Raw genomic sequence first — 19,053 nt, 5'->3', positions numbered from 1 at the left:
AGGGCTGGCAAGACGGCAGCAGGCGGCCTATATGTTTGCGCAATCCCCAACTGCGGAGCCTCCGGCACCCATGCCCGTTCTTGCCATCGATACATCCGAAGCCTGGTGCAGCGCCGCCCTTGTGGCCAAAGGCGCGAGCCTTGGCGTGAAGCGCGAGAAGCTGGGACGCGGGCACGCCGAACGCCTGATGCCGATGATCGAAGAACTGATGGCTGAAGCCGGCTGCAGGCTGGGCGATGTGGCGCGCCTTGCCGTTGTCACCGGCCCCGGCACTTTTACCGGCCTCAGGATCGGCCTCAGTGTGGCGCGCGGGCTGGGCCTCGCGCTCTCGAAGCCGGTTATTGGCCTCACCGGCCTGTCGTTGGTGGCAGGCCCCGTTCTTGAAAGCGCTGGCGGCATCGTGCATGCAGTGACCGACGGGCGCGGCGGTCAGGCCTTTCATCAGATGTTCGAAGGCCTTGATTCTTATGGATTGCCGGTCCCGGCAAGCGACGCAGGGTGCTTCGACATGGATATCATCCGCGAAAAAATTTCGACGCGCCCCGGTCTTGTCGCGGGCAGTGGCTCCACGCCTGCAGGTAGTGACACAGCTGTGTTTGGCGGCATCGATCCGGTCTGGCTCGCGCGCGTCGCCGAACGGCTGGATCCGGCCGTCTTTCCGCCCGAGCCTGCCTATTTCCGCCCACCCGACGCCAAGAAGGCAACACCCCTGTTTCCAGTAGCTGTATGACCCGCACACCGAAATCTTCGAAGGCCGTCTGGCCCTTGCCCGTTCTTGAGCCCGTCATGGCGGGCGTTGATGCCGCTGCCGAGCTTTTGTCCGCCCTGCACGTGGCCGCCTATGCCCCGCAGCGCGAGGCCGGCTGGGACAGTGCGGCAATGACCGCCCTTCTCGCCTCGCCGGGGATGGAAGCACACACGATCATCCTTGAAGGCAAGCCGGCCGGCTTCACCATGATCCGGCGCATCCTTGACGAGGCCGAAATCGTCACCATCGGCGTGATTCCGGCACTTAGTGGGCAGGGTATCGGTCGCCGCGCGCTTGAAATGCGGCTGAAGTCGCTCGCCATGTGCGGTGTTCGTACAGTTTTCCTTGAGGTCCGCAAAGACAACGAGCGGGCGATTCGCCTTTATCGCGGACTTGGATTTGCGGATATCGGTGCCCGTAAGGACTATTATACCACCTTAGATAATCATAAGGTGGATGCGCTTTGTATGCGCCGGGACCTTGTTCCCTGTTAACTGGTAAAATTTGAAGAATATAAAATTATCAATTGCTATTTACTTGAACGAGAATCATCGTTAACTGTGTTTCGCGAGTCTTTTCAAGGGTGTCCTTGAGGCTCGGGTCGCGTTCGATTGATTCCGCCATTGCTGAAGCAGGCAACGGGGCGACGCTATGTCCAAGGGCCTTCAGGGACCGGACAAGAGGTGCGTTTGCTGCCGTTTCCTCATAGATGATGTGGGCAATCGCACGATCAGGCAGGCCATCCAGGAAAAGGCGGGCGCGTACGAAGGCCATGGGGCAACCGACGCCTGCAAGGTTAAGGAACGGAACATTTTCATTGTTAACCATAGGAGCAACCGGAAACGGGCAATTCTGGTTTCCTGAATATCGACCAAGTCGAGTGATTGGCAAGAAAATAGAAAAATATAGTTTCTCCGGTATAGCGTGGGAGTTTCGGAATGAATGAACAGGACAACAGCAAAGGTGCTGCAACTGAAGAGTTGCTGGCGCTGACGGCAGATATTGTGGCGTCGCACGTGTCCAACAATACGGTTGCCGTGGCGGACCTGCCGCGTCTGATCGAAAATGTATTCAAGGCCCTTTCCGAGGTCGGTGCCCAACCCAAGGTAGAAGAAGTCTCCCTGCAGCCAGCCGTTCCGATCCGTCGATCGGTCCAGCCTGACTTTATCGTCTGTCTCGAAGACGGCAAAAAGCTGAAGATGCTGAAGCGCCACCTGAAGACCTGTTACAATCTGACGCCTGAAGAATATCGGGCAAAATGGAGCCTGCCGGCTGACTATCCGATGGTCGCGCCCAACTATGCGGCCCAGCGCCGCAAGCTGGCGAAGCAGATCGGCCTTGGTCGCGGTCGTCGCAAATAGGCTTGCTGAAATAATTCTGCAAAGGGCGGCCTGCTATGCGGTGCCGCCCTTTGCTTTTATGCTGTTTTGGCCTCCGGTAGAGGCTGCTTCGGCTTGCGAGGGCGCACCTGCTGTGCCATCTTCTGGCATCCGCAACGCCGGATGCGACTGAATTCCAGGGGAAGAAGAAACATGAAACACGCCACCGTGGACATCGAGGCGCTTTGCGTCGAAAAAGGCATGCGGATGACGGACCAGCGCCGCGTCATTGCGCGCATCCTCAGTTCCGCCACCGACCATCCCGATGTGGAAGAGGTCTACCGCCGCGCGACCGAGATCGATTCCGGCATCAGTATCGCGACCGTCTACCGCACCGTGCGGCTTTTCGAGGAAGCAGGCATCCTGGAGCGGCACGATTTCCGCGATGGCCGCTCCCGCTACGAGCCTGCCACGGACGAGCATCACGATCACCTGATCAACCTTGAAACAGGTGAAGTGATCGAGTTTCACAATGATGAAATAGAACGTCTGCAACAATTGATCGCGGAGAAGCACGGCTTCAGGCTCGTCGACCATCGGATGGAGCTTTACGGCGTGCCCCTGAGCCGCAATAAATAAACGATACCGGCGCGTTGCCGGTGCGCGGAGGAGTGCCCCGGACGTGGCCGTTGAATATGCGGGATTGAAGGCGAATGTGGCCGGCAAGGGCTGGTCGGCCCTCGGGCTGTGGCGAGCTTCTGTCGTCGCGGTCATGACCCTTGTCACCGTGCCGGTCCAGAGCATCGTACTTGTTGCCTTGCCGCGCTACTGGTGGGTGATGCCCACCCTGTGGCATCGCACGGCCTGTCGCCTGATCGGCATCAGGGTCGAGCGGCTGGCGCCACGCCGCCACGGCAAGCCCGTGCTTTATGTGGCAAACCATATCAGTTGGCTCGATATCCTCGTGCTTGGCGGCGTGCTACCCAAGGCGAGCTTCGTTGCCAAGGCCGAAGTGCAGACATGGGGCGTGTTCGGTTGGCTCGCCGGTCTCCACCGCACGCTTTATGTGGACCGCGCCCGCCGCACCGCAAGTGCCGCCCAGCGCGATTCGCTCGCTGAACGCGTGCAGGAAGGGTCGAGCCTGATCCTGTTCCCCGAGGGCACATCCACGGATGGCATGAAGGTCTTGAAATTCAAGTCCTCGCTTTTCTCGGTCGCGGAGCGCGCCGACGAGGCCGCACATCATGACCTGATCATCCAGCCCATCACGATCGCCTACACGGAAGTGAACGGCATGCCGCTGACCCGCGCGCTGAAGCCGATTGTCGCGTGGCTCGGCGACGCCGAACTTGTCGGGCACCTCAAATCGCTGATCGGGGTCGGGCGGGTTGCTGCAACGGTCGAGTTCCACGAGCCCGTGACCTACACGGAAATGGGCTGCCGCAAGGTGCTTGCCGCCCACTGCGAAACCGCGATCCGGGCGGGGCTCGAGCGCGCCCACCGGCACGAGGCCCGCTTCGGCCCGCAGCGTGTGCCCGAACTGGTCGCCCCGGAAGCAGTGGACGCAAGCTTCGAGGACGGCGGCTTGCCGGCCTGATTTCTTGACTCTCCGGCCTTCGATGCTAGTCTCCGGCGCCTTTCGCGGGATGCGGGGCTTTGTGCGCGCCCCTGTCCCCGGTTAGAATACGCCCCCCCGAAGGCCGAGGAGACGACCCTTGAAGAAGAAGCTATTCATCAAGACCTACGGGTGCCAGATGAACGTTTACGATTCGAACCGCATGGCCGATGTGATGAAACCGCACGGCTATGAAACGGTTGAATCGCCGGACGAAGCTGACCTTGTTGTCCTCAATACCTGCCATATCCGGGAAAAAGCGGCTGAGAAGGTTTATTCCGACGTTGGCCGTATCCGCATGATCAAGGAAGAGCGGGCGGCGGCGGGCGGGTCTGAAATGACCATCGCGGTTGCAGGCTGCGTGGCGCAGGCCGAAGGCGCGGAAATGATGAAGCGTGCCCCGGTGATCGATCTGGTGCTTGGTCCCCAGACCTATCACCGCCTGCCGGAACTTGTCCGCACCGCCGAGGCCGGTCGCAAGAATGGCAAGCCCGCCCATGTGCTGGACACCGAATTCCCGGCCGAGAGCAAGTTCGATTTCCTGCCGGAAGAAAGCGACCTGCAGGGCCCGGCGGCGTTTCTGGCCGTGCAGGAAGGCTGCGACAAGTTTTGCACCTTCTGTGTGGTGCCCTATACCCGCGGTGCTGAATACAGCCGCCCGATGATGGACCTGATGACCGAAGCGAAGCGGCTTGTCTCGAAAGGCGTGCGCGACATCACCCTCCTTGGCCAGAATGTAAATGCCTACCACGGCGACGATGGCAAGGGCGGTACGGCGTCGCTCGGCGGCCTGATCCGCGCGCTTGCCGACATCGACGGGCTTGCCCGCATTCGCTACACCACGAGCCATCCGCGCGACATGGATGACGAGCTGATCAGCGCCCACCGTGACGTGGTGGCCTGCATGCCGTATCTGCATCTGCCGGTACAATCGGGCTCGGACCGGATCCTCGCTGCCATGAACCGCAAGCATACGGCAGAAAGCTATCTCGATATCATCCGCCGCCTGCGCGACGCGCGGCCCGATCTGGCGCTTTCATCCGATTTCATCGTTGGTTTCCCCGGCGAGAAGGATGAGGATTTCGAGGCGACAATGGCGCTGGTGCGCGAGGTCGGCTACGCCCAGTCCTTCAGTTTCAAATATAGCGCGCGCCCCGGCACGCCGGCTTCCGTCATGCCCTTCCAGGTGCCGGAGGATGTGAAGTCCGAACGGCTCGCCGCCCTGCAGGCGCTTCTGGCCGAGCAGCAGCTTGCCTTCAACAAGGCTTGCCTCGGCAAGACGCTTGAAGTGCTGGTCGAACGGCCGGGCAAGAAGGACGGCGAAGTGGTCGGCCGCAGCCCTTATCTACAGGCCGTTCATATCGATGTCACAGGCAGCGATTACACGCTGGACGAGGGCTCCGTTCCCACTTACAGTGATCTCATGGGCCAGATGGTCCGGGTCGAGATAAGGGACGCGGGACCCGGAAACCTGAGAGGCGTGATTGCAGCCTGACGGACCTCATAGAAAGGGGTCAGGCCGCGATGCAACACTCAGGCCCTCGACCGGTGAGACACCGGCATGGTGCGGGTGTGATCCGGCTGATCCGGCAAGACCGGAAGGAGCTGAAGCCGTTTGAGCATCATCGCGAAAGCCTCTGCCGCCCCGTCCGCCAATCACCGCGGCAAGCCATACTCCGCCTCCTCACCCCGTAAACAGATGATCGAGTTCGACGACAATCGCCTCGCCGCCAGCGTTTTCGGCCAGCATGACCGGAATCTTGCGCGGATCGAACAGCGTTTGGGCGTTGTGCTGATCAATCGGGGCAACCGTATCGTGATCGAGGGGGAGCCCGTGCGCGCACGCCTCGCCCATACGATTCTCGAGGAGCTTTACATGATGGCCAGCCGCGGCCAACCGATCGAGATCGGAGACGTGGACGGCATCATCCGCATGCATGACGGGGTCGCCCGCGTTGATACCGCGCCGCGTCCGCGCTCCAACGACGCCGGCAACGTACCCGGCAGCCAGATGAAGATTTCCACCCGCAACCGGGTGATCATGCCGCGCAGTCAGGGTCAGGCCGACTATATCGAGAAGCTGGCGAGCCACGAGATGGTGTTTGGCATCGGTCCCGCCGGTACAGGCAAGACCTATCTCGCCGTCGCCATGGCCGTGGCCCGGATGCTGGCGGGTGAGATCGACCGCATCATCCTGTCGCGTCCTGCGGTGGAGGCGGGCGAAAATCTCGGCTTCTTGCCGGGTGATCTCAAGGACAAGGTCGATCCCTACCTGCGCCCGCTTTATGACGCGCTTTACGACATGATGCCTGCCGAACAGGTTGAAAAACGGCTGGCAAGCACCCAGATCGAGATCGCGCCGCTCGCCTACATGCGCGGGCGCACGCTTTCGAACGCCTATGTGATCCTTGATGAAGCCCAGAATACCACCGCAATGCAGATGAAAATGTTCCTCACCCGCTTTGGCGAGAACAGCCGTATGGTCATCTGCGGCGACCCGAGTCAGGTTGACCTGCCGCGCAACACCAAATCCGGCCTCGTGCATGCGATGGAGGTGCTGAAGGACGTGGAAGGCATCGGCTTCACCTGGTTCACCAACAAGGATGTCGTGCGCCATCCGCTCGTCGGCCGCATCGTGGATGCCTACGACGCCGAAGCCGGGGGCGCTCAATGACCGGCGACGGTTCCTCTAGTAGGCGCGGCGAACCGCGGCCCGATGGGTCGTCCGGTTCGCCGTCGCTCCTGACGATCGATATCGAGATACGCGACCCCGCATGGCAGGCAATCGGTGGCCTTGAGGCCATGGCCATGCGGGCGGTGACGGCGGCCCTGAAGGCCGAGGCTGACGATGGCGGCGTGGATATCCTTGCGATACCCGCCGAGCTTTCGATGGTCTTTACCGATGATGAAGACCAGCGCAGCCTCAACCGTGATTATCGCGACAAGGACAAATCCACGAACGTCCTTTCCTTCCCCGGCGTGGAACCCGACGAGATCGAGGACGCGGCCGAGTTTTCGGCCGCCGGCGGCCCACCCCTGATGCTGGGCGACATGACGCTCGCGTGGGGTGTTGTCTCCCGCGAGGCCGAAGAACAGGGCAAGTCCCTTGCCGACCATCTCACCCACCTTCTGGTCCATGGTACGCTGCATCTGGCGGGCCACGACCATATCGACGACGAGGAAGCCGAAGTGATGGAATCGCTCGAGCGCGATATCCTCGCCCACCTCGGCATTGCCGACCCCTATGAAGTTGAACTGATCCATGACTGAGAAACCTGAACGACAGGAAAGTGGCCTTGCGGCCTTCTGGCGCGGCCTGTTCGGGCGCGGCAATGAAGTGACGCTGCGCGAGAGCCTTGAGGAAGCACTGGAAGAGCATGAGGAGGATTCCGATGCCCCCGCCCTTGGCGAGGCCGAGCGGACGATGCTTTTCAATGTGCTCGATTACAGCGCCCTGATGGTTGAGGACATCATGGTGCCGCGCGCTGATATCGTCGGTGTTTCGGCGTCTGTGGGCTTTGATGACCTGATCAAGCTTTTTTCCTCTGCCGGCCACAGCCGCCTGCCGATTTACCGCGATGCGCTCGATGAAATCCTTGGCATGGTGCATGTGAAGGACGCGCTGAAGCTGGTAGCTGACGAAGCGGACACGAGCGATTTCCGGGTCAGTTCCATTTCCCGGCCGGTGCTGTTCGTGGCGCCCTCGATGAAGGTGATGGACCTTCTGGCCCGCATGCGCAAAAGCCGCACCCATATGTCGATCGTCGTCGACGAATATGGCGGCACCGACGGGCTTGTCACCATCGAAGACCTTGTCGAGCAGATCGTTGGCGAGATCGAGGACGAGCATGACGAAACCGACGAACCGGCGCTGACCGAGATCGGGAATGGCGGCTATGACGCCGACGCCCGGCTGGAGCTTGAAGCGCTTGAAGACAGGCTCGGTTTCGACCTGTTGCCCGAAGAAGACGCCGACGACGTCGATACGCTTGGCGGCCTTGTCTTCTCGCTGGCGGGCCGTGTGCCCGATATCGGCGAAGTGATCCCGCACGAAAGCGGTTACAGCTTCGAAGTGCTGGATGCCGACCCGCGCCGCATCCGCAAGGTGCGTATCCATGCGCCGAAGCCGGGAGCCCCGATCACCGATGAATGAGGCGACGCTTTCAGGGCGCTTCGCCCGCTGGCTGGATACCCGGCCCGGCCCGGTCTGGCCGGCTGCCGCCTTCATCGCGGGGCTGCTGCTGTCGCGCGTCTTCAGTCCGCTCAACTGGGTGCCAGCGCTGCTTGTTGTCGTGCCTTTCATGATAATCGCCATCGACAGCGCGAAATCTCCGAAACAGGCGTTCGGGCGCGGCTGGTGGGTCGGCTTCGGCCTTTATGCTGCCGGGATCAACTGGATCGGCGTCAGCTTCACGCAGCAGGATGCCGTGCCCGCGTGGACGGCGCCCATTGCCGTGACCGCGCTCGCGGCGGGCCTCGCCTTCTATAACGGGATCGTCTTCTGGTTTGTGAAACGTTTCGGCACCACGGGGGCAGCGCGCATCCTGCTGTTCGCAGCTGTCTGGACGATTGTCGAAATGGTCCGCGCAGTGGCGCTGACCGGCTTTCCCTGGCATTCCATCGGATCGCTTTGGTCCGATTGGGGTTTCATGGCGCAAGGGGCATGGTGGATTACGCTTTACGGCCTTTCCTTCATCACGCTGATCGCGGCCGCTGCGCCGGTCCTGTGGCTGGATGGCAGCAGCGAAGGCGCGCGCATCGGCTGGACCGTGGCCGGGTTTTCGGCCCTTGCCGCGGTTGGCATCGCCGGTGCTGTGCGCCTCTCGGCTAACTCGACGGCCTATGACAATGCCATGACGCTCCGGATCGTGCAGGCCAATATTCCCCAGCGGGAGAAATGGGTTTCGTGGCTCATTGACGATCATTTCGACCAGCATCTGCAGCTTTCCCGCGCCAAGGACACCGATGGCGTGGCGCGTGACGTGCGCTTGCTGATCTGGCCCGAAGCCGCTGTGCAGCGCGAGACCTTCGACCGGCAAGGATCTATCCTGCGCTGGCGCCTGGCGCAGGTGCTGGAACCCGGTGCGCTCGCTATCACCGGCGGTATCCGCTACGAAATCGATGGCGACCGGGTGCGCTATTATAACAGCCTCTTTGCGGTAGCACCCGACACCTCGCTCTATGCCCGGTACGACAAGGCCCATCTGGTGCCCTTCGGCGAATATCTGCCTTTCAACGACTTTCTGGAAAGCATCGGGCTCGCGAGCCTCACGGGGGCTGTCAGTCAGGATCATGGCCCCGGCCCGGTGACACTGCATCTGCCGGGCGTGCCGCCCGTATCGCCGCTGATCTGCTATGAAGCCGTATTTCCCGGCGATGCCATTGATGCGGGTGACAGGCCCGAATGGCTTTTGAATGTCACGAACGACGGCTGGTTCGGCCTCACCGATGGCCCCTACCAGCATCTGGCGCTTGCCCGTTTCCGTGCGATCGAGGAAGGCCTGCCGCTGGTGCGTGCGGCCTCCACCGGCATCAGTGCGGTGATCGACCCGCTTGGCCGCACCGTGGCCAAGCTCGGGCTCGACAAGAAGGGCGTACTCGACAGCAGCCTGCCGAAGCCACTGGCTGCTCCCGCGATCCCCACCCGGCAGCGCCTGCTGCTGGTGGCGGCTTTGATGGCGCTCATCACAGGTGCCGCAATTTATTGGGGAAAAACAAATATTAAAAACAATGTGAAGTAACGACTGTCGAATTTTTGAAATAATTAACCATATCGCAGCGTATTTCCTGTTGTGACCGGTGTAATCGGGACGGTATATCTAAAAAATATAGTTTAATTATTTTCGGGGAGAGGCAATGCCCGATCCTATTGATGTGCATGTTGGTTCTCGTGTACGGATGCGGCGCACACTGCTTGGTTTAAGTCAGGATAAATTAGGTCAGGCTCTCGGTCTTACATTTCAGCAAGTCCAGAAATACGAGCGCGGCACGAACCGTATGGGGGCGAGCCGGCTTTTGGAGATTGCCCGGGTGCTTGATGTGTCGCCGTCCTGGTTTTTCGAGGACATGCCCGAAGAAATCGCCGGTTTTGGCCGCAAAGGTATGGCCGATGGCGCGGGCGACAGCTTCGAGGCCGAGCAGGGGTACAACCGCCGTGAAACGCTGGAACTTGTCCGGGTCTTTTACAAGATCGAAGCGGCAGATGTGCGCCAGCGGCTGAAGGATCTTCTGGACGCAGTCGCTGACGCCGAACAGGCGGACGCCGACTGATCACAAGGGCTTCCAAGCTGTCTTCAAACGCGCTATAGGGGCGCGCATGACGAACCCTGACGACATCCAGAAGCCCGGCTTCCAGCTTCCCGAGCAGCGCTACTTCGGCCGCCGCAAGGGCAAGCCGCTGACAGCTCGCAAACAGAATCTGATGGAAACGCTGCTCCCGGAGATCGGCGTGCCGCTGCCTGCGGGCGAGGACGAGAAGCTTGATCCTTTCACGCTCTTCGGGTCTGAGGTCACGGACATCTGGTTCGAGGTGGGCTTCGGCAAGGGCGAGCATCTGCACTGGCAGGCGGCGCATCATCCCCATGTCGGGATCATCGGCTGCGAGCCCTACCTCAATGGTGTGGCAGGGCTCCTCGCGCAGATCGAGGACGAGAAGCTTGCCAATATCCGCATATACGGGGACGACGCCCGCCATGTGATCTGGAAGCTTCCGGACGCCAGCGTTTCGCGCTTCTTCCTGTTGCATCCCGATCCGTGGCCGAAGACGCGCCATGCGCGGCGGCGTTTCGTCAACCAGATGAATCTTGATGACATCGCCCGCGTGCTGAAAGACGGTGCCGAGTTCCGTATCGGCACCGATCATCCGATCTACCGCGAATGGGTGAACCTGCAGATGAGCCAGCGCAGCGATTTCGAATGGCTGGCGGAGGGGCCCGAAGACTGGCTGAACCGCCCCGACGACTGGCCGGAGACCCGTTACGAGGCCAAGGCGCTGGAAGGCCGGGCCACCTATTTCCGCTTCCGCCGCCTGCCGCGTTGACCCATCGGCAACTGGCTGGCATAGTCGCTGTCTCGCGAAAGAGGAGTGCGCGGAAAATGGACAAGCATCCGAACTGACAATCGAACCCTGCTGACAGCCGCCCTTATGGCTGCCTGTCGCGCCGTTTGACCTTTCATTTTGAGAGACTGTTCCGATGCCTGCTATTTCCAACTCGCCGGACCCGGCGACGCGCTATCCATTGTCCGGCAATGACGAGGTCATCTTCCTCAGGCCCTTCATCACCGCCCCCTATATCGAGGTTGGCGACTATAGCTATTATCATGCCGCCGAAAATCCCGAGGCATTCGAGCGTACCAACGTGCGCTATGGCCATGAAGGGATGAAGGAGAAACTCATCATCGGCCGCTTCTGTGCGGTTGCCGAGGGGGCAACCTTCATCATGGGGCCGGCCAATCACCGGATGGACGGGCCGTCCACCTTTCCTTTCCCGATTCTGGGGGAGGGATGGGCCGATCATATGGGGCTGATCATGGATCTGCCATCGCGCGGTGATACCAGCGTCGGGCACGATGTGTGGCTCGGCTATCAATCGCTCGTCATGCCAGGTGTGAAAATCGGGCACGGGGCTATCGTCGCCACCCGTGCGGTGGTGACGCGCGATGTGCCGCCCTATGCGATTGTTGCCGGGAACCCTGCGCGTGTGGTGCGGTTCCGATTCGATGAATCCACGATCGCGCGTTTGCTCGAAATCGCATGGTGGGACCGGCCGATTGGCTGGATCAGTGCCCATATCCCGGCGCTGATGGCGGGCGAGGTTGCCGATCTCGCCTGATTCCGGGGCATTCAGCCGCAGGGGGCAATTAAACCATTGCTCCGTGCGGTGCTCCGCGTTATATAGGGCCCGCTTCTCCCTGAATATGGACCTTCATTCAGGAAGTGGGCTGAGGCCCACTTTTGCCATTTGGCATATCTGCCGCTTGGCGGTCCGCTTCGGGAAAAGTGCGTAAGTAGAAGGACAGTTTTCGGTGAACGAACCCGCAGAAAAGATTACCGCTCTCATTGCTCCGACGGTGGAAGCCCTCGGCTTTGAATTGGTGCGTGTGACCTATGGCGGCGGCCGCAAGCCGACCCTTCAAATCATGGCCGAGCGGCCCGACGGCTCGATGGGTGTTGACGACTGCGCGATCATCTCGCGCGAGGTTTCGGCCCTCCTCGATGTCGAGGACCCGCTGCCCGGTGAATATCTCCTCGAGGTCAGCTCGCCGGGGATCGACCGTCCGCTCACGCGGCGCAAGGATTTCGAACGCTGGATGGGCTTCGATGCGAAGGTCGAACTCATGGAACAGATCGACGGGCGTCGCCGTTTCCGCGGCAAGCTCGTATCGCTTGCAGGCGATACACTGACGCTCGACACCGAGGATGAAGGCAAGGTCGAGCTGGACTATGGCCAGATCGGCAAGGCCAAGCTGGTGCTTACGGACGAACTTTTGAAAGCGGTTCAGAAGAAGGCGGCTGATGCCGCCGCTGCTGCGGAAGCGGCGGAAGGCGACGACTGAACCAGTTGGCAAGGGCTTGAAGGGACCGCGACATTAGGGATGCGGTACCCTTTAGCGATGGAGTGAAACGGATGGCAGCTGCTGTCAGCGCAAACAGGCTTGAACTCTTGCAAATCGCCGATCTGGTGGCGCGCGAGAAATCGATCGAGAAGGATATCGTTCTCGAGGCGATGGAAGAAGCGATCCAGAAGGCGGCGCGCTCGCGCTATGGCGCCGAGAACGAGATCAGGGCCCAGATCGACAAGCACAATGGCGACATCCGCCTGTTCCGTGTGATCGAGGTTGTGGAAGAGGTCGAAAATCCGGCCACCCAGATCAGCCTTGCGGATGCGCAGAAGGAAAAGCCGGACGCCCAGATTGGCGACTTCCTGGCGTCGTCCCTGCCACCCCTCGATTTCGGCCGTATCGCTGCCCAGACCGCCAAGCAGGTGATCGTGCAGAAGGTGCGCGATGCCGAGCGCCAGCGCCAGTATGACGAATTCAAGGATCGTGTCGGCGAGATCATCACCGGTGTGGTGAAGCGCGTGGAATATGGCAACGTGATCGTTGACATGGGCCGCGCCGAAGCCATCATGCGCCGCGACCAGGTGATCCCGCGCGAGCATATCCGCCAGAACGAACGTATCCGCGGCCTCATCTATGACGTGCGCCGTGAAAACCGCGGCCCGCAGATTTTCATGAGCCGCACCAAGCCGGAATTCATGGCTGCCCTGTTCGCGCAGGAAGTGCCGGAAATCTACGACGGCATCATCGAGATCCGTTCGGTCGCCCGTGATCCGGGCAGCCGCGCCAAGATCGCCGTCTTCTCGAACGACGGTTCGATCGACCCCGTGGGCGCCTGCGTTGGTATGCGCGGCAGCCGCGTGCAGGCCGTTGTGAACGAACTGCAGGGCGAGAAGATCGACATCATTCCGTGGTCGCCCGATGTGGCTTCCTTCATCGTGAACGCGCTGCAGCCTGCTGAAGTGACGAAAGTGGTGATGGATGAAGACCGCGCCCGCGTTGAAGTTGTGGTGCCGGACGAGCAACTTTCGCTCGCCATCGGCCGTCGCGGCCAGAACGTGCGTCTCGCTTCGCAGCTGACCGGCTGGACCATCGACATCATGACGGAAGCCGAGGAATCGGAGCGCCGTCAGGAAGAATTCATGGCGCAAAGCCGCCGCTTCATGGAAGCGCTGGACGTGGACGACACGCTGGCTCACCTCCTTGTGGCGGAAGGCTTCACCGAGCTTGAAGAAATCGCCTATGTCGAGCCCGAAGAACTTCTCTCCGTGGAAGGCTTCGAGGAAGAGCTTGTCGGCGAACTGCAGCGTCGTGCGCAGGAATTCCTCGAGAAGGAAGCCGCCGAGGCAGACGAGAAGCGCCGTGCGCTTGGCGTTGCCGACGATCTGGCTGATATCGAGGGCCTGACCCCGCAAATGCTGGTGGCGCTTGGCGAAGCCGAAGTGAAGACGCTCGAAGATTTCGCCGGCTGTGCGGCTGACGAACTGACATCGAAGGAAGATGGTATCCTGAAGGCCTTCCCGCTGACGGAAGAAGATGCCTCGGCCATGATCATGACTGCCCGTGTGGCGCTTGGCTGGATTTCGGCCGAGGAAGCGTTCGGCGGTCATGAAGAAGCCGAAGAGGATGCAGAATCGGTCGAAGCGGAAGCCGAGACCGAGTAAGATCATCAGGAGCGCCAAGCGGCAATGGCGGCAGCAAAAGGCCATAGCCCGGAACGGCGGTGCATCCTGACCTTCAACCGGGCACCCGCTAGCGGGCTCGTCCGGTTGGCCGTTGCCCCGGATGGCAGCCTTGTGCCCGATGTGGCGGCAAAGCTGCCGGGCAGGGGGCTTTGGGTTTCGGCCGATGGGCCGCTCATCGCCGAGGCGATGAAAAAAGGTACGCTTGCCCGGGCCGCCAGCCGGTCGCTGAAGGCAGGGGTGCGAAACGATCAGGTGCCGGCCGATCTGTTGGGCCGGATCGACGCGCTTCTGGTGCGCCGCTGCCTTGACAGGCTGGGGCTCGTGCAGAAGGCAGGCGGTCTCGTTGCCGGGACCGACAAGATACGAGCCGCGCTTGGCGAGATCGGGCGTGGCGGCCGCGAACCGGCACTGATGCTGGCGGCAAGCGATGCCGCCGAGGATGGACGCCGCAAGCTGAAGGCGCTCGCCGACGGGGTAACCGGGCGGAGCGTGGCTGTGGTGGACCTTTTCGACCGCGAGGCCCTGAGCCGCGCGCTCGGACGTGACAATGTCGTTCATGTGCTTTTGTTTGAAAGCGGCGGAACGACCGAACTGATGGCCGACCTTGGTCGGCTGAATGGCATGCGCGGCGTAAAGCCGCAGTCTTGTGAAGCACAAGGGAACGAAGGTTAATATGAGCGACGACAAGAAACTGACCCTCACCGGACGCACGCTCGGGGTAGGCAAAGGGGTAGAGACCGGTCAGGTTCGCCAGAGCTTCAGCCATGGCCGCTCGAAAGCGGTTGTCGTGGAGCGCAAGAAGAAGCGCGTCCTGACACCGGGCACCACGCCCGCCCCGACCGGCCGTCCGGATGCACCCGCTCCGGCAGCGCCTCGGGCCTATGTGCCGAAGAAGGCTGGCGGTGATGCGGGTGGCAATGCCACGCTGACCGATCACGAGCATGAAATGCGCATCCGTGTGCTCGAGGAAGCCAATCGCCGCAAGGAAGAGGAAGAACGCCGGGCCGCTGAGGAAGCCGCCCGCCGCGAAGCCGAGGAAGTCGAGCGCAAGAAGCGTGAAGCGGCGGCCGAGGCTGCCCGTGCTGCTGCGCGTGAGGAAGCTGGTGCTGACGCCGCTGCCGAGGATGAAGAAGAGGCGCGTCACCGCGCCGAGGCCGAAGCCGACGCCAAGCGTCGTGCCGCCGATCTTGCCCGCAAGCGCGAAGCCGAAGAAGCTGCCCGCAAGGCGAACGAAGAAGCTGCTGCCAAGGAAAAGGCCGGCGAGGAAGCTCGCAAGAAGGCCGACCTTGAAGCGCGCGCCGTTCAGCTGAAGAAAGCCAGCGAAGCCCGCCAGCTCGCCGGCGACGAAGAGGAAGCCGAACGTGGCCGTCGCGGTGGCGCCGGCAAGCGCGCACCGGGTGGCACGCCGAAGAAAACCCGTAGCGATGACGATCGTCGTCGTGGCCGCCTCAGCGTCAACCGCAACTTTGATGACGAAGATACCCGTCAGCGGTCGCTCGCTGCCTTCAAGCGCGCCCAGATGAAAAACAAGCGTCGTGTCGATACCGGCCCGACCGAACGTCAGGCCCGCGAAGTGGTGATCCCCGAGACCATCACCGTGCAGGAACTGGCGAACCGTATGGCTGAAAAAGCCACCGCCGTGATCAAATGCCTGATGGGCATGGGCGTGATGGCGACGATCAACCAGGTGCTGGATCAGGATACTGCCCAGCTGGTGGTTGAAGAGTTTGGCAATACGCCGAAGCGCGTATCGGACGCCGACGTGGAAATCGGTCTCTTCGGTGAAGCCGATGTGGAAGCGGATCTCGAAAGCCGCGCCCCGATCGTCACCGTGATGGGTCACGTCGACCACGGTAAAACCTCGCTTCTCGATGCCCTTCGCTCGGCGAATGTGGTTTCGGGCGAAGCCGGCGGCATTACCCAGCATATCGGCGCCTATCAGGTCGCGATGGACAATGGCTCGAAGATCACCTTCCTCGATACGCCGGGCCACGCTGCCTTCACCCAGATGCGTGCCCGCGGCGCCAGCGTCACGGATATCGTCATCCTTGTGGTGGCAGCGGACGACGGCGTGATGCCGCAAACGATCGAGGCCATCCACCATGCGAAAGCAGCCGGTGTGCCGATGATCGTGGCCATCAACAAGATGGACAAGCCGGGCGTGAACCCCGACCGCGTGCGTCAGGAACTCCTGCAGCATGAAGTCGTTGTCGAAACCTTCTCGGGCGAGACCCAGGAAGTCGAAGTGTCGGCCAAGACCGGCGCCGGCCTCGACAAGCTGAAGGAAGCCATCATCCTGCAGGCCGAAATCCTGGAGCTGAAGGCAAACCCGAACCGTACCGCCGAAGGTGTGGTCGTCGAAGCCAAGCTCGACAAGGGCCGTGGCTCGGTCGCGACCGTTCTCGTCCAGCGTGGTACGCTGCGTCAGGGCGACATCTTCGTCGCCGGCCCGGAATGGGGCCGTGTGCGCGCGCTCGTCAATGATCGCGGCGAACAGGTTGAAACGGCAGGCCCGAGCCAGCCGGTTGAAGTGGTCGGCCTGCAAGGCACGCCGGGCGCCGGCGATGACTTCTCGGTTGTCGACAGCGAAGCCCGTGCCCGTGAGATCACGAGCTACCGCCAGGCCCATCTGCGCCAGAAACGCCAGGCTGCCGCGGCTGCGCCGAAGACGCTCGAATCCATGTTCAGCCAGCTGAAGGAATCGAACGAGACCATGACCTTCGATGTCGTCCTCAAGGGCGACGTGCAGGGCTCGGTCGAGGCGATCACCCAGGCGCTTGAAAAAGCCGGTAACGACCAGATCCGCTGCCGTGTGCTGCATGGTGCGGTCGGTGGCATCACCGAAACCGATATCACGCTCGCGCACGCTTCGAACGCGCTTGTCATCGGCTTCAACGTGCGCCCGAACAAGCAGGCCCGCGAACTGGCCGAGCATGACGGCGTGGCGATCAAATACTATTCGGTGATCTATCACCTGATCGACGACGTGAAGGCCGCGATGGCTGGCGAGCTTGGTCCGGAATTCGACGAAAAGATCATCGGCCGCGCCGAGATCCGCGACGTGTTCCAGGCTGGCAAGTCCGGCAAGGCTGCTGGCTGTCTTGTCGTCGAAGGGACGATCAAGCGCGACGCCAAGGCCCGTATCCTGCGTGACGACGTCATCGTTTACGAAGGCGAGATCGATAACCTCCGCCGCTTCAAGGACGACGTCAAGGAAGTGGGCTCGGGCCAGGAATGCGGCCTCACCTTCGAAAACTTCCAGGATATGCGCGCTGGCGACTTCCTCGAGGTTTACGAACTGATCGAGATCGAGCGGACGCTCTGATTTTCCGAGCGGCCTTCGGGCCAAATCATTGAGGGGATGCGGGGCGGCGCTCTGCATCCCTGTCATTGTTCCGGTATGAAATGATGAAAAAACAGAAAAGCAAAAGCGGTGAACCGAGCGTGCGCCTGTTGCGCGTGGGCGAAAACGTCCGCCATGCGCTGTCGGCAGTCCTCGCCCGCGGCGAAGTGATGGATGATGACCTCAAAGGCAAGTCGATCACCGTGACCGAAGTGCGCGTAAGCCCCGATCTGCGCCACGCCAATATCTTCGTGATGCCATTGGGCGGTGACGCCGACGGCAAGGTGGTGAAGGCGCTCAACCGCCACAGCCATTATCTGCGCGGCCAGATCAGCCATGCGCTCGTCATGAAATATATGCCGGAGCTGCGCTTCATGATCGATGAAAGCTTCGATGAGGCCGGCCATATCGATGCGATCCTGCGCGATCCCCGCGTTGCCCGTGATCTTCGTCATGATGATGAAGATGAAAAAGAAGGCGAAGAATAAGCCTTGGCACGACGCAAGAAAGGCGAAGTCGTCAACGGCTGGGTGATCCTCGACAAGCCCCTCGGGCTCGGGAGCACACAGGCGGTCTCTGCGGTGCGGCGTATAACGAACGCCCAGAAGATCGGCCACGGCGGCACGCTTGATCCGCTCGCTTCCGGCATCCTGCCCATCGGGCTTGGCGAGGCGACGAAGGCAATGCCCTATATTGTCGATGCCTCGAAGGATTATGACTTTACCATCCGCTGGGGCGCGGAGACCTCCACCGATGACCTCGAAGGCGAAGTGACGGCGTCGAATGACGTGCGCCCGACAGAAGCCGCGATTGCAGCGATCCTGGCCGATTTCACCGGCAGCATCACGCAGGTGCCGCCCGCTTATAGCGCGATCAAGATCGACGGCGAGCGGGCTTATGCGCGGGTACGGGCGGGTGAAGAGGTCGAGATGCCCTCGCGCACCGTGGAAATTCATGCGCTTAGCCTTGTTTCGCACGATGCAGCAAAAGGCGAGACGATGCTTTCTGTCACCTGTGGCAAGGGCACCTATGTGCGCGCGCTTGGCCGCGATATCGCCCGCGCGCTTGGCGGGCACGGGCACCTCAGTGCGCTGCGCCGCACGCGGGTCGGGCCGTTTTCGCTGGAAAGCGCAATTTCGCTGGAAAAATTGACCGAGCTCGGGCATAGTGCGCCCGCCTCGGACTATGTCCTTTCGGTCATGACGGCGCTGGACGACATCCCGGCGCTCGCCGTGAGCGAAGCGGAGGCTGATCGCATCAGATGCGGCCAGCAGATCCGCGTGTCCGGGCACCTTTCCGGGCTCCATGTCCTGACCTATGGCGGTACACCGCTGGCGCTTGCTACGGCGGCGCAGGGTCTCATGGTGCTGGAAAGGGTGTTCAATCTCTAGTCTTTATAAAGGAGACCCCGATGTCGATTACTACTGAACGCACGCAGGAACTCGTCAAGGAATTTGGCCGCAGCGAAAACGATACCGGCTCGCCGGAAATTCAGGTTGCCATCCTTTCCGAGCGTATTTCGAACCTGACCGAACACTTCAAGGATCACAAAAAAGACCACCACTCGCGTCGTGGTCTCCTGAAGATGGTCAACGAGCGCCGTTCGCTGCTCGCTTACCTCAAGAAGACCGACGAAGATCGCTACACCAAGCTGATCGCCCGCCTCGGCCTCCGCAAGTAAGCCCGAAATACCGAAGGGCCGGCACCGCAAAACGGGCCGGCCCTTCGCGCCTTCACCCGGAAGGCATCCCTCAGGCCCTTGTCTGTAACAGGGCCGTCAAAAT

General features: G+C 61.5%; 21 protein-coding genes. 20 read left to right on the top strand and 1 reads right to left on the bottom strand.

Annotated elements, in window-relative coordinates; translation table 11 throughout:
• The first annotated feature begins 70 nt into the window (after nucleotides 1-70).
• Nucleotides 71-730, top strand: a complete 660-nt coding sequence (gene tsaB, locus OU694_RS09255; RefSeq protein WP_308910717.1) for a tRNA (adenosine(37)-N6)-threonylcarbamoyltransferase complex dimerization subunit type 1 TsaB — start codon at nucleotides 71-73, stop codon at nucleotides 728-730.
• The gene (locus OU694_RS09250) at nucleotides 727-1,242 is read left to right on the top strand and encodes a GNAT family N-acetyltransferase (protein WP_308910716.1); all 516 of its coding nucleotides are present in this window, start codon (nucleotides 727-729) and stop codon (nucleotides 1,240-1,242) included. Before tsaB ends, OU694_RS09250 begins: the two co-directional genes overlap by 4 nt.
• A gap of 28 nt (nucleotides 1,243-1,270) precedes the next feature.
• On the opposite strand, the gene OU694_RS09245 is transcribed toward OU694_RS09250, so the two are convergent.
• Nucleotides 1,271-1,522 carry a hypothetical protein gene (locus OU694_RS09245; protein WP_308910715.1) on the bottom strand — a complete coding sequence of 84 codons (252 nt, stop codon included), beginning with the start codon at nucleotides 1,520-1,522 and terminating at the stop codon, nucleotides 1,271-1,273.
• Nucleotides 1,523-1,686: 164 nt separating this feature from the next.
• On the opposite strand from OU694_RS09245, the gene OU694_RS09240 reads away from it, so the two are divergent.
• The 18 genes from OU694_RS09240 to rpsO all read left to right on the top strand — a co-directional run bounded on the left by OU694_RS09240 (nucleotide 1,687) and on the right by rpsO (nucleotide 18,950).
• Entirely contained in the window at nucleotides 1,687-2,109 is a 423-nt protein-coding gene (locus OU694_RS09240; RefSeq protein WP_308910714.1) for a Ros/MucR family transcriptional regulator, read from the top strand.
• A 171-nt stretch (nucleotides 2,110-2,280) separates the two neighbouring features.
• Entirely contained in the window at nucleotides 2,281-2,706 is a 426-nt protein-coding gene (locus OU694_RS09235) for a Fur family transcriptional regulator (RefSeq protein WP_308910713.1), read from the top strand.
• Between the two features lie 43 nt (nucleotides 2,707-2,749).
• Nucleotides 2,750-3,664: a lysophospholipid acyltransferase family protein gene (locus tag OU694_RS09230; protein WP_308910712.1), complete on the top strand. Its 915-nt coding sequence runs from the start codon at nucleotides 2,750-2,752 to the stop codon at nucleotides 3,662-3,664.
• A gap of 118 nt (nucleotides 3,665-3,782) precedes the next feature.
• Nucleotides 3,783-5,177 (top strand): tRNA (N6-isopentenyl adenosine(37)-C2)-methylthiotransferase MiaB, encoded by a 1,395-nt coding sequence (gene miaB, locus OU694_RS09225; protein ID WP_308910711.1) that lies wholly within the window; start codon nucleotides 3,783-3,785, stop codon nucleotides 5,175-5,177.
• A 204-nt stretch (nucleotides 5,178-5,381) separates the two neighbouring features.
• Complete coding sequence (locus OU694_RS09220; protein WP_373460346.1) at nucleotides 5,382-6,356, top strand: PhoH family protein; 975 nt, start codon at nucleotides 5,382-5,384, stop codon at nucleotides 6,354-6,356.
• A gap of 128 nt (nucleotides 6,357-6,484) precedes the next feature.
• The gene (ybeY, locus tag OU694_RS09215) at nucleotides 6,485-6,952 is read left to right on the top strand and encodes an rRNA maturation RNase YbeY (protein WP_373460345.1); all 468 of its coding nucleotides are present in this window, start codon (nucleotides 6,485-6,487) and stop codon (nucleotides 6,950-6,952) included.
• A complete protein-coding gene (locus tag OU694_RS09210) occupies nucleotides 6,945-7,835 on the top strand; it encodes a hemolysin family protein (RefSeq protein WP_308910708.1) in 891 nt (296 codons plus the stop codon). The genes ybeY and OU694_RS09210 overlap by 8 nt, the downstream gene beginning before the upstream one ends.
• Nucleotides 7,828-9,423, top strand: coding sequence for an apolipoprotein N-acyltransferase (gene lnt / locus OU694_RS09205; RefSeq protein WP_308910707.1), 1,596 nt, complete (start codon nucleotides 7,828-7,830; stop codon nucleotides 9,421-9,423). The genes OU694_RS09210 and lnt overlap by 8 nt, the downstream gene beginning before the upstream one ends.
• 115 nt (nucleotides 9,424-9,538) lie before the next feature.
• Nucleotides 9,539-9,952: a helix-turn-helix domain-containing protein gene (locus tag OU694_RS09200; protein WP_308910706.1), complete on the top strand. Its 414-nt coding sequence runs from the start codon at nucleotides 9,539-9,541 to the stop codon at nucleotides 9,950-9,952.
• Nucleotides 9,953-9,998: 46 nt separating this feature from the next.
• Complete coding sequence (trmB, locus tag OU694_RS09195) at nucleotides 9,999-10,721, top strand: tRNA (guanine(46)-N(7))-methyltransferase TrmB (RefSeq protein WP_308910705.1); 723 nt, start codon at nucleotides 9,999-10,001, stop codon at nucleotides 10,719-10,721.
• Nucleotides 10,722-10,875: 154 nt separating this feature from the next.
• Complete coding sequence (locus tag OU694_RS09190; protein WP_308910704.1) at nucleotides 10,876-11,514, top strand: CatB-related O-acetyltransferase; 639 nt, start codon at nucleotides 10,876-10,878, stop codon at nucleotides 11,512-11,514.
• Between the two features lie 193 nt (nucleotides 11,515-11,707).
• Complete coding sequence (gene rimP / locus OU694_RS09185) at nucleotides 11,708-12,238, top strand: ribosome maturation factor RimP (protein WP_308910703.1); 531 nt, start codon at nucleotides 11,708-11,710, stop codon at nucleotides 12,236-12,238.
• A gap of 71 nt (nucleotides 12,239-12,309) precedes the next feature.
• Nucleotides 12,310-13,905 (top strand): transcription termination factor NusA, encoded by a 1,596-nt coding sequence (gene nusA, locus OU694_RS09180; RefSeq protein WP_308910702.1) that lies wholly within the window; start codon nucleotides 12,310-12,312, stop codon nucleotides 13,903-13,905.
• A 24-nt stretch (nucleotides 13,906-13,929) separates the two neighbouring features.
• Nucleotides 13,930-14,598 carry a DUF448 domain-containing protein gene (locus OU694_RS09175; RefSeq protein ID WP_308910701.1) on the top strand — a complete coding sequence of 223 codons (669 nt, stop codon included), beginning with the start codon at nucleotides 13,930-13,932 and terminating at the stop codon, nucleotides 14,596-14,598.
• Nucleotide 14,599: 1 nt separating this feature from the next.
• Nucleotides 14,600-17,251 carry a translation initiation factor IF-2 gene (gene infB / locus OU694_RS09170; RefSeq protein ID WP_308910700.1) on the top strand — a complete coding sequence of 884 codons (2,652 nt, stop codon included), beginning with the start codon at nucleotides 14,600-14,602 and terminating at the stop codon, nucleotides 17,249-17,251.
• 83 nt (nucleotides 17,252-17,334) lie between these two features.
• The gene (rbfA, locus tag OU694_RS09165) at nucleotides 17,335-17,757 is read left to right on the top strand and encodes a 30S ribosome-binding factor RbfA (RefSeq protein WP_308910699.1); all 423 of its coding nucleotides are present in this window, start codon (nucleotides 17,335-17,337) and stop codon (nucleotides 17,755-17,757) included.
• A 3-nt stretch (nucleotides 17,758-17,760) separates the two neighbouring features.
• Nucleotides 17,761-18,660 carry a tRNA pseudouridine(55) synthase TruB gene (truB, locus tag OU694_RS09160; protein ID WP_308910698.1) on the top strand — a complete coding sequence of 300 codons (900 nt, stop codon included), beginning with the start codon at nucleotides 17,761-17,763 and terminating at the stop codon, nucleotides 18,658-18,660.
• Nucleotides 18,661-18,680: 20 nt separating this feature from the next.
• Nucleotides 18,681-18,950, top strand: coding sequence for a 30S ribosomal protein S15 (gene rpsO, locus OU694_RS09155; RefSeq protein WP_308910697.1), 270 nt, complete (start codon nucleotides 18,681-18,683; stop codon nucleotides 18,948-18,950).
• The last annotated feature ends 103 nt before the right edge of the window (nucleotides 18,951-19,053 follow it).

Origin of the sequence: Pseudokordiimonas caeni (genome assembly GCF_026719705.1) — a bacterium.
Lineage (GTDB): Bacteria > Pseudomonadota > Alphaproteobacteria > Sphingomonadales > Kordiimonadaceae > Gimibacter > Gimibacter caeni.
Note: the sequence above shows the minus strand (reverse complement) of the source record. Positions and strands in the feature narration are given on the sequence as shown.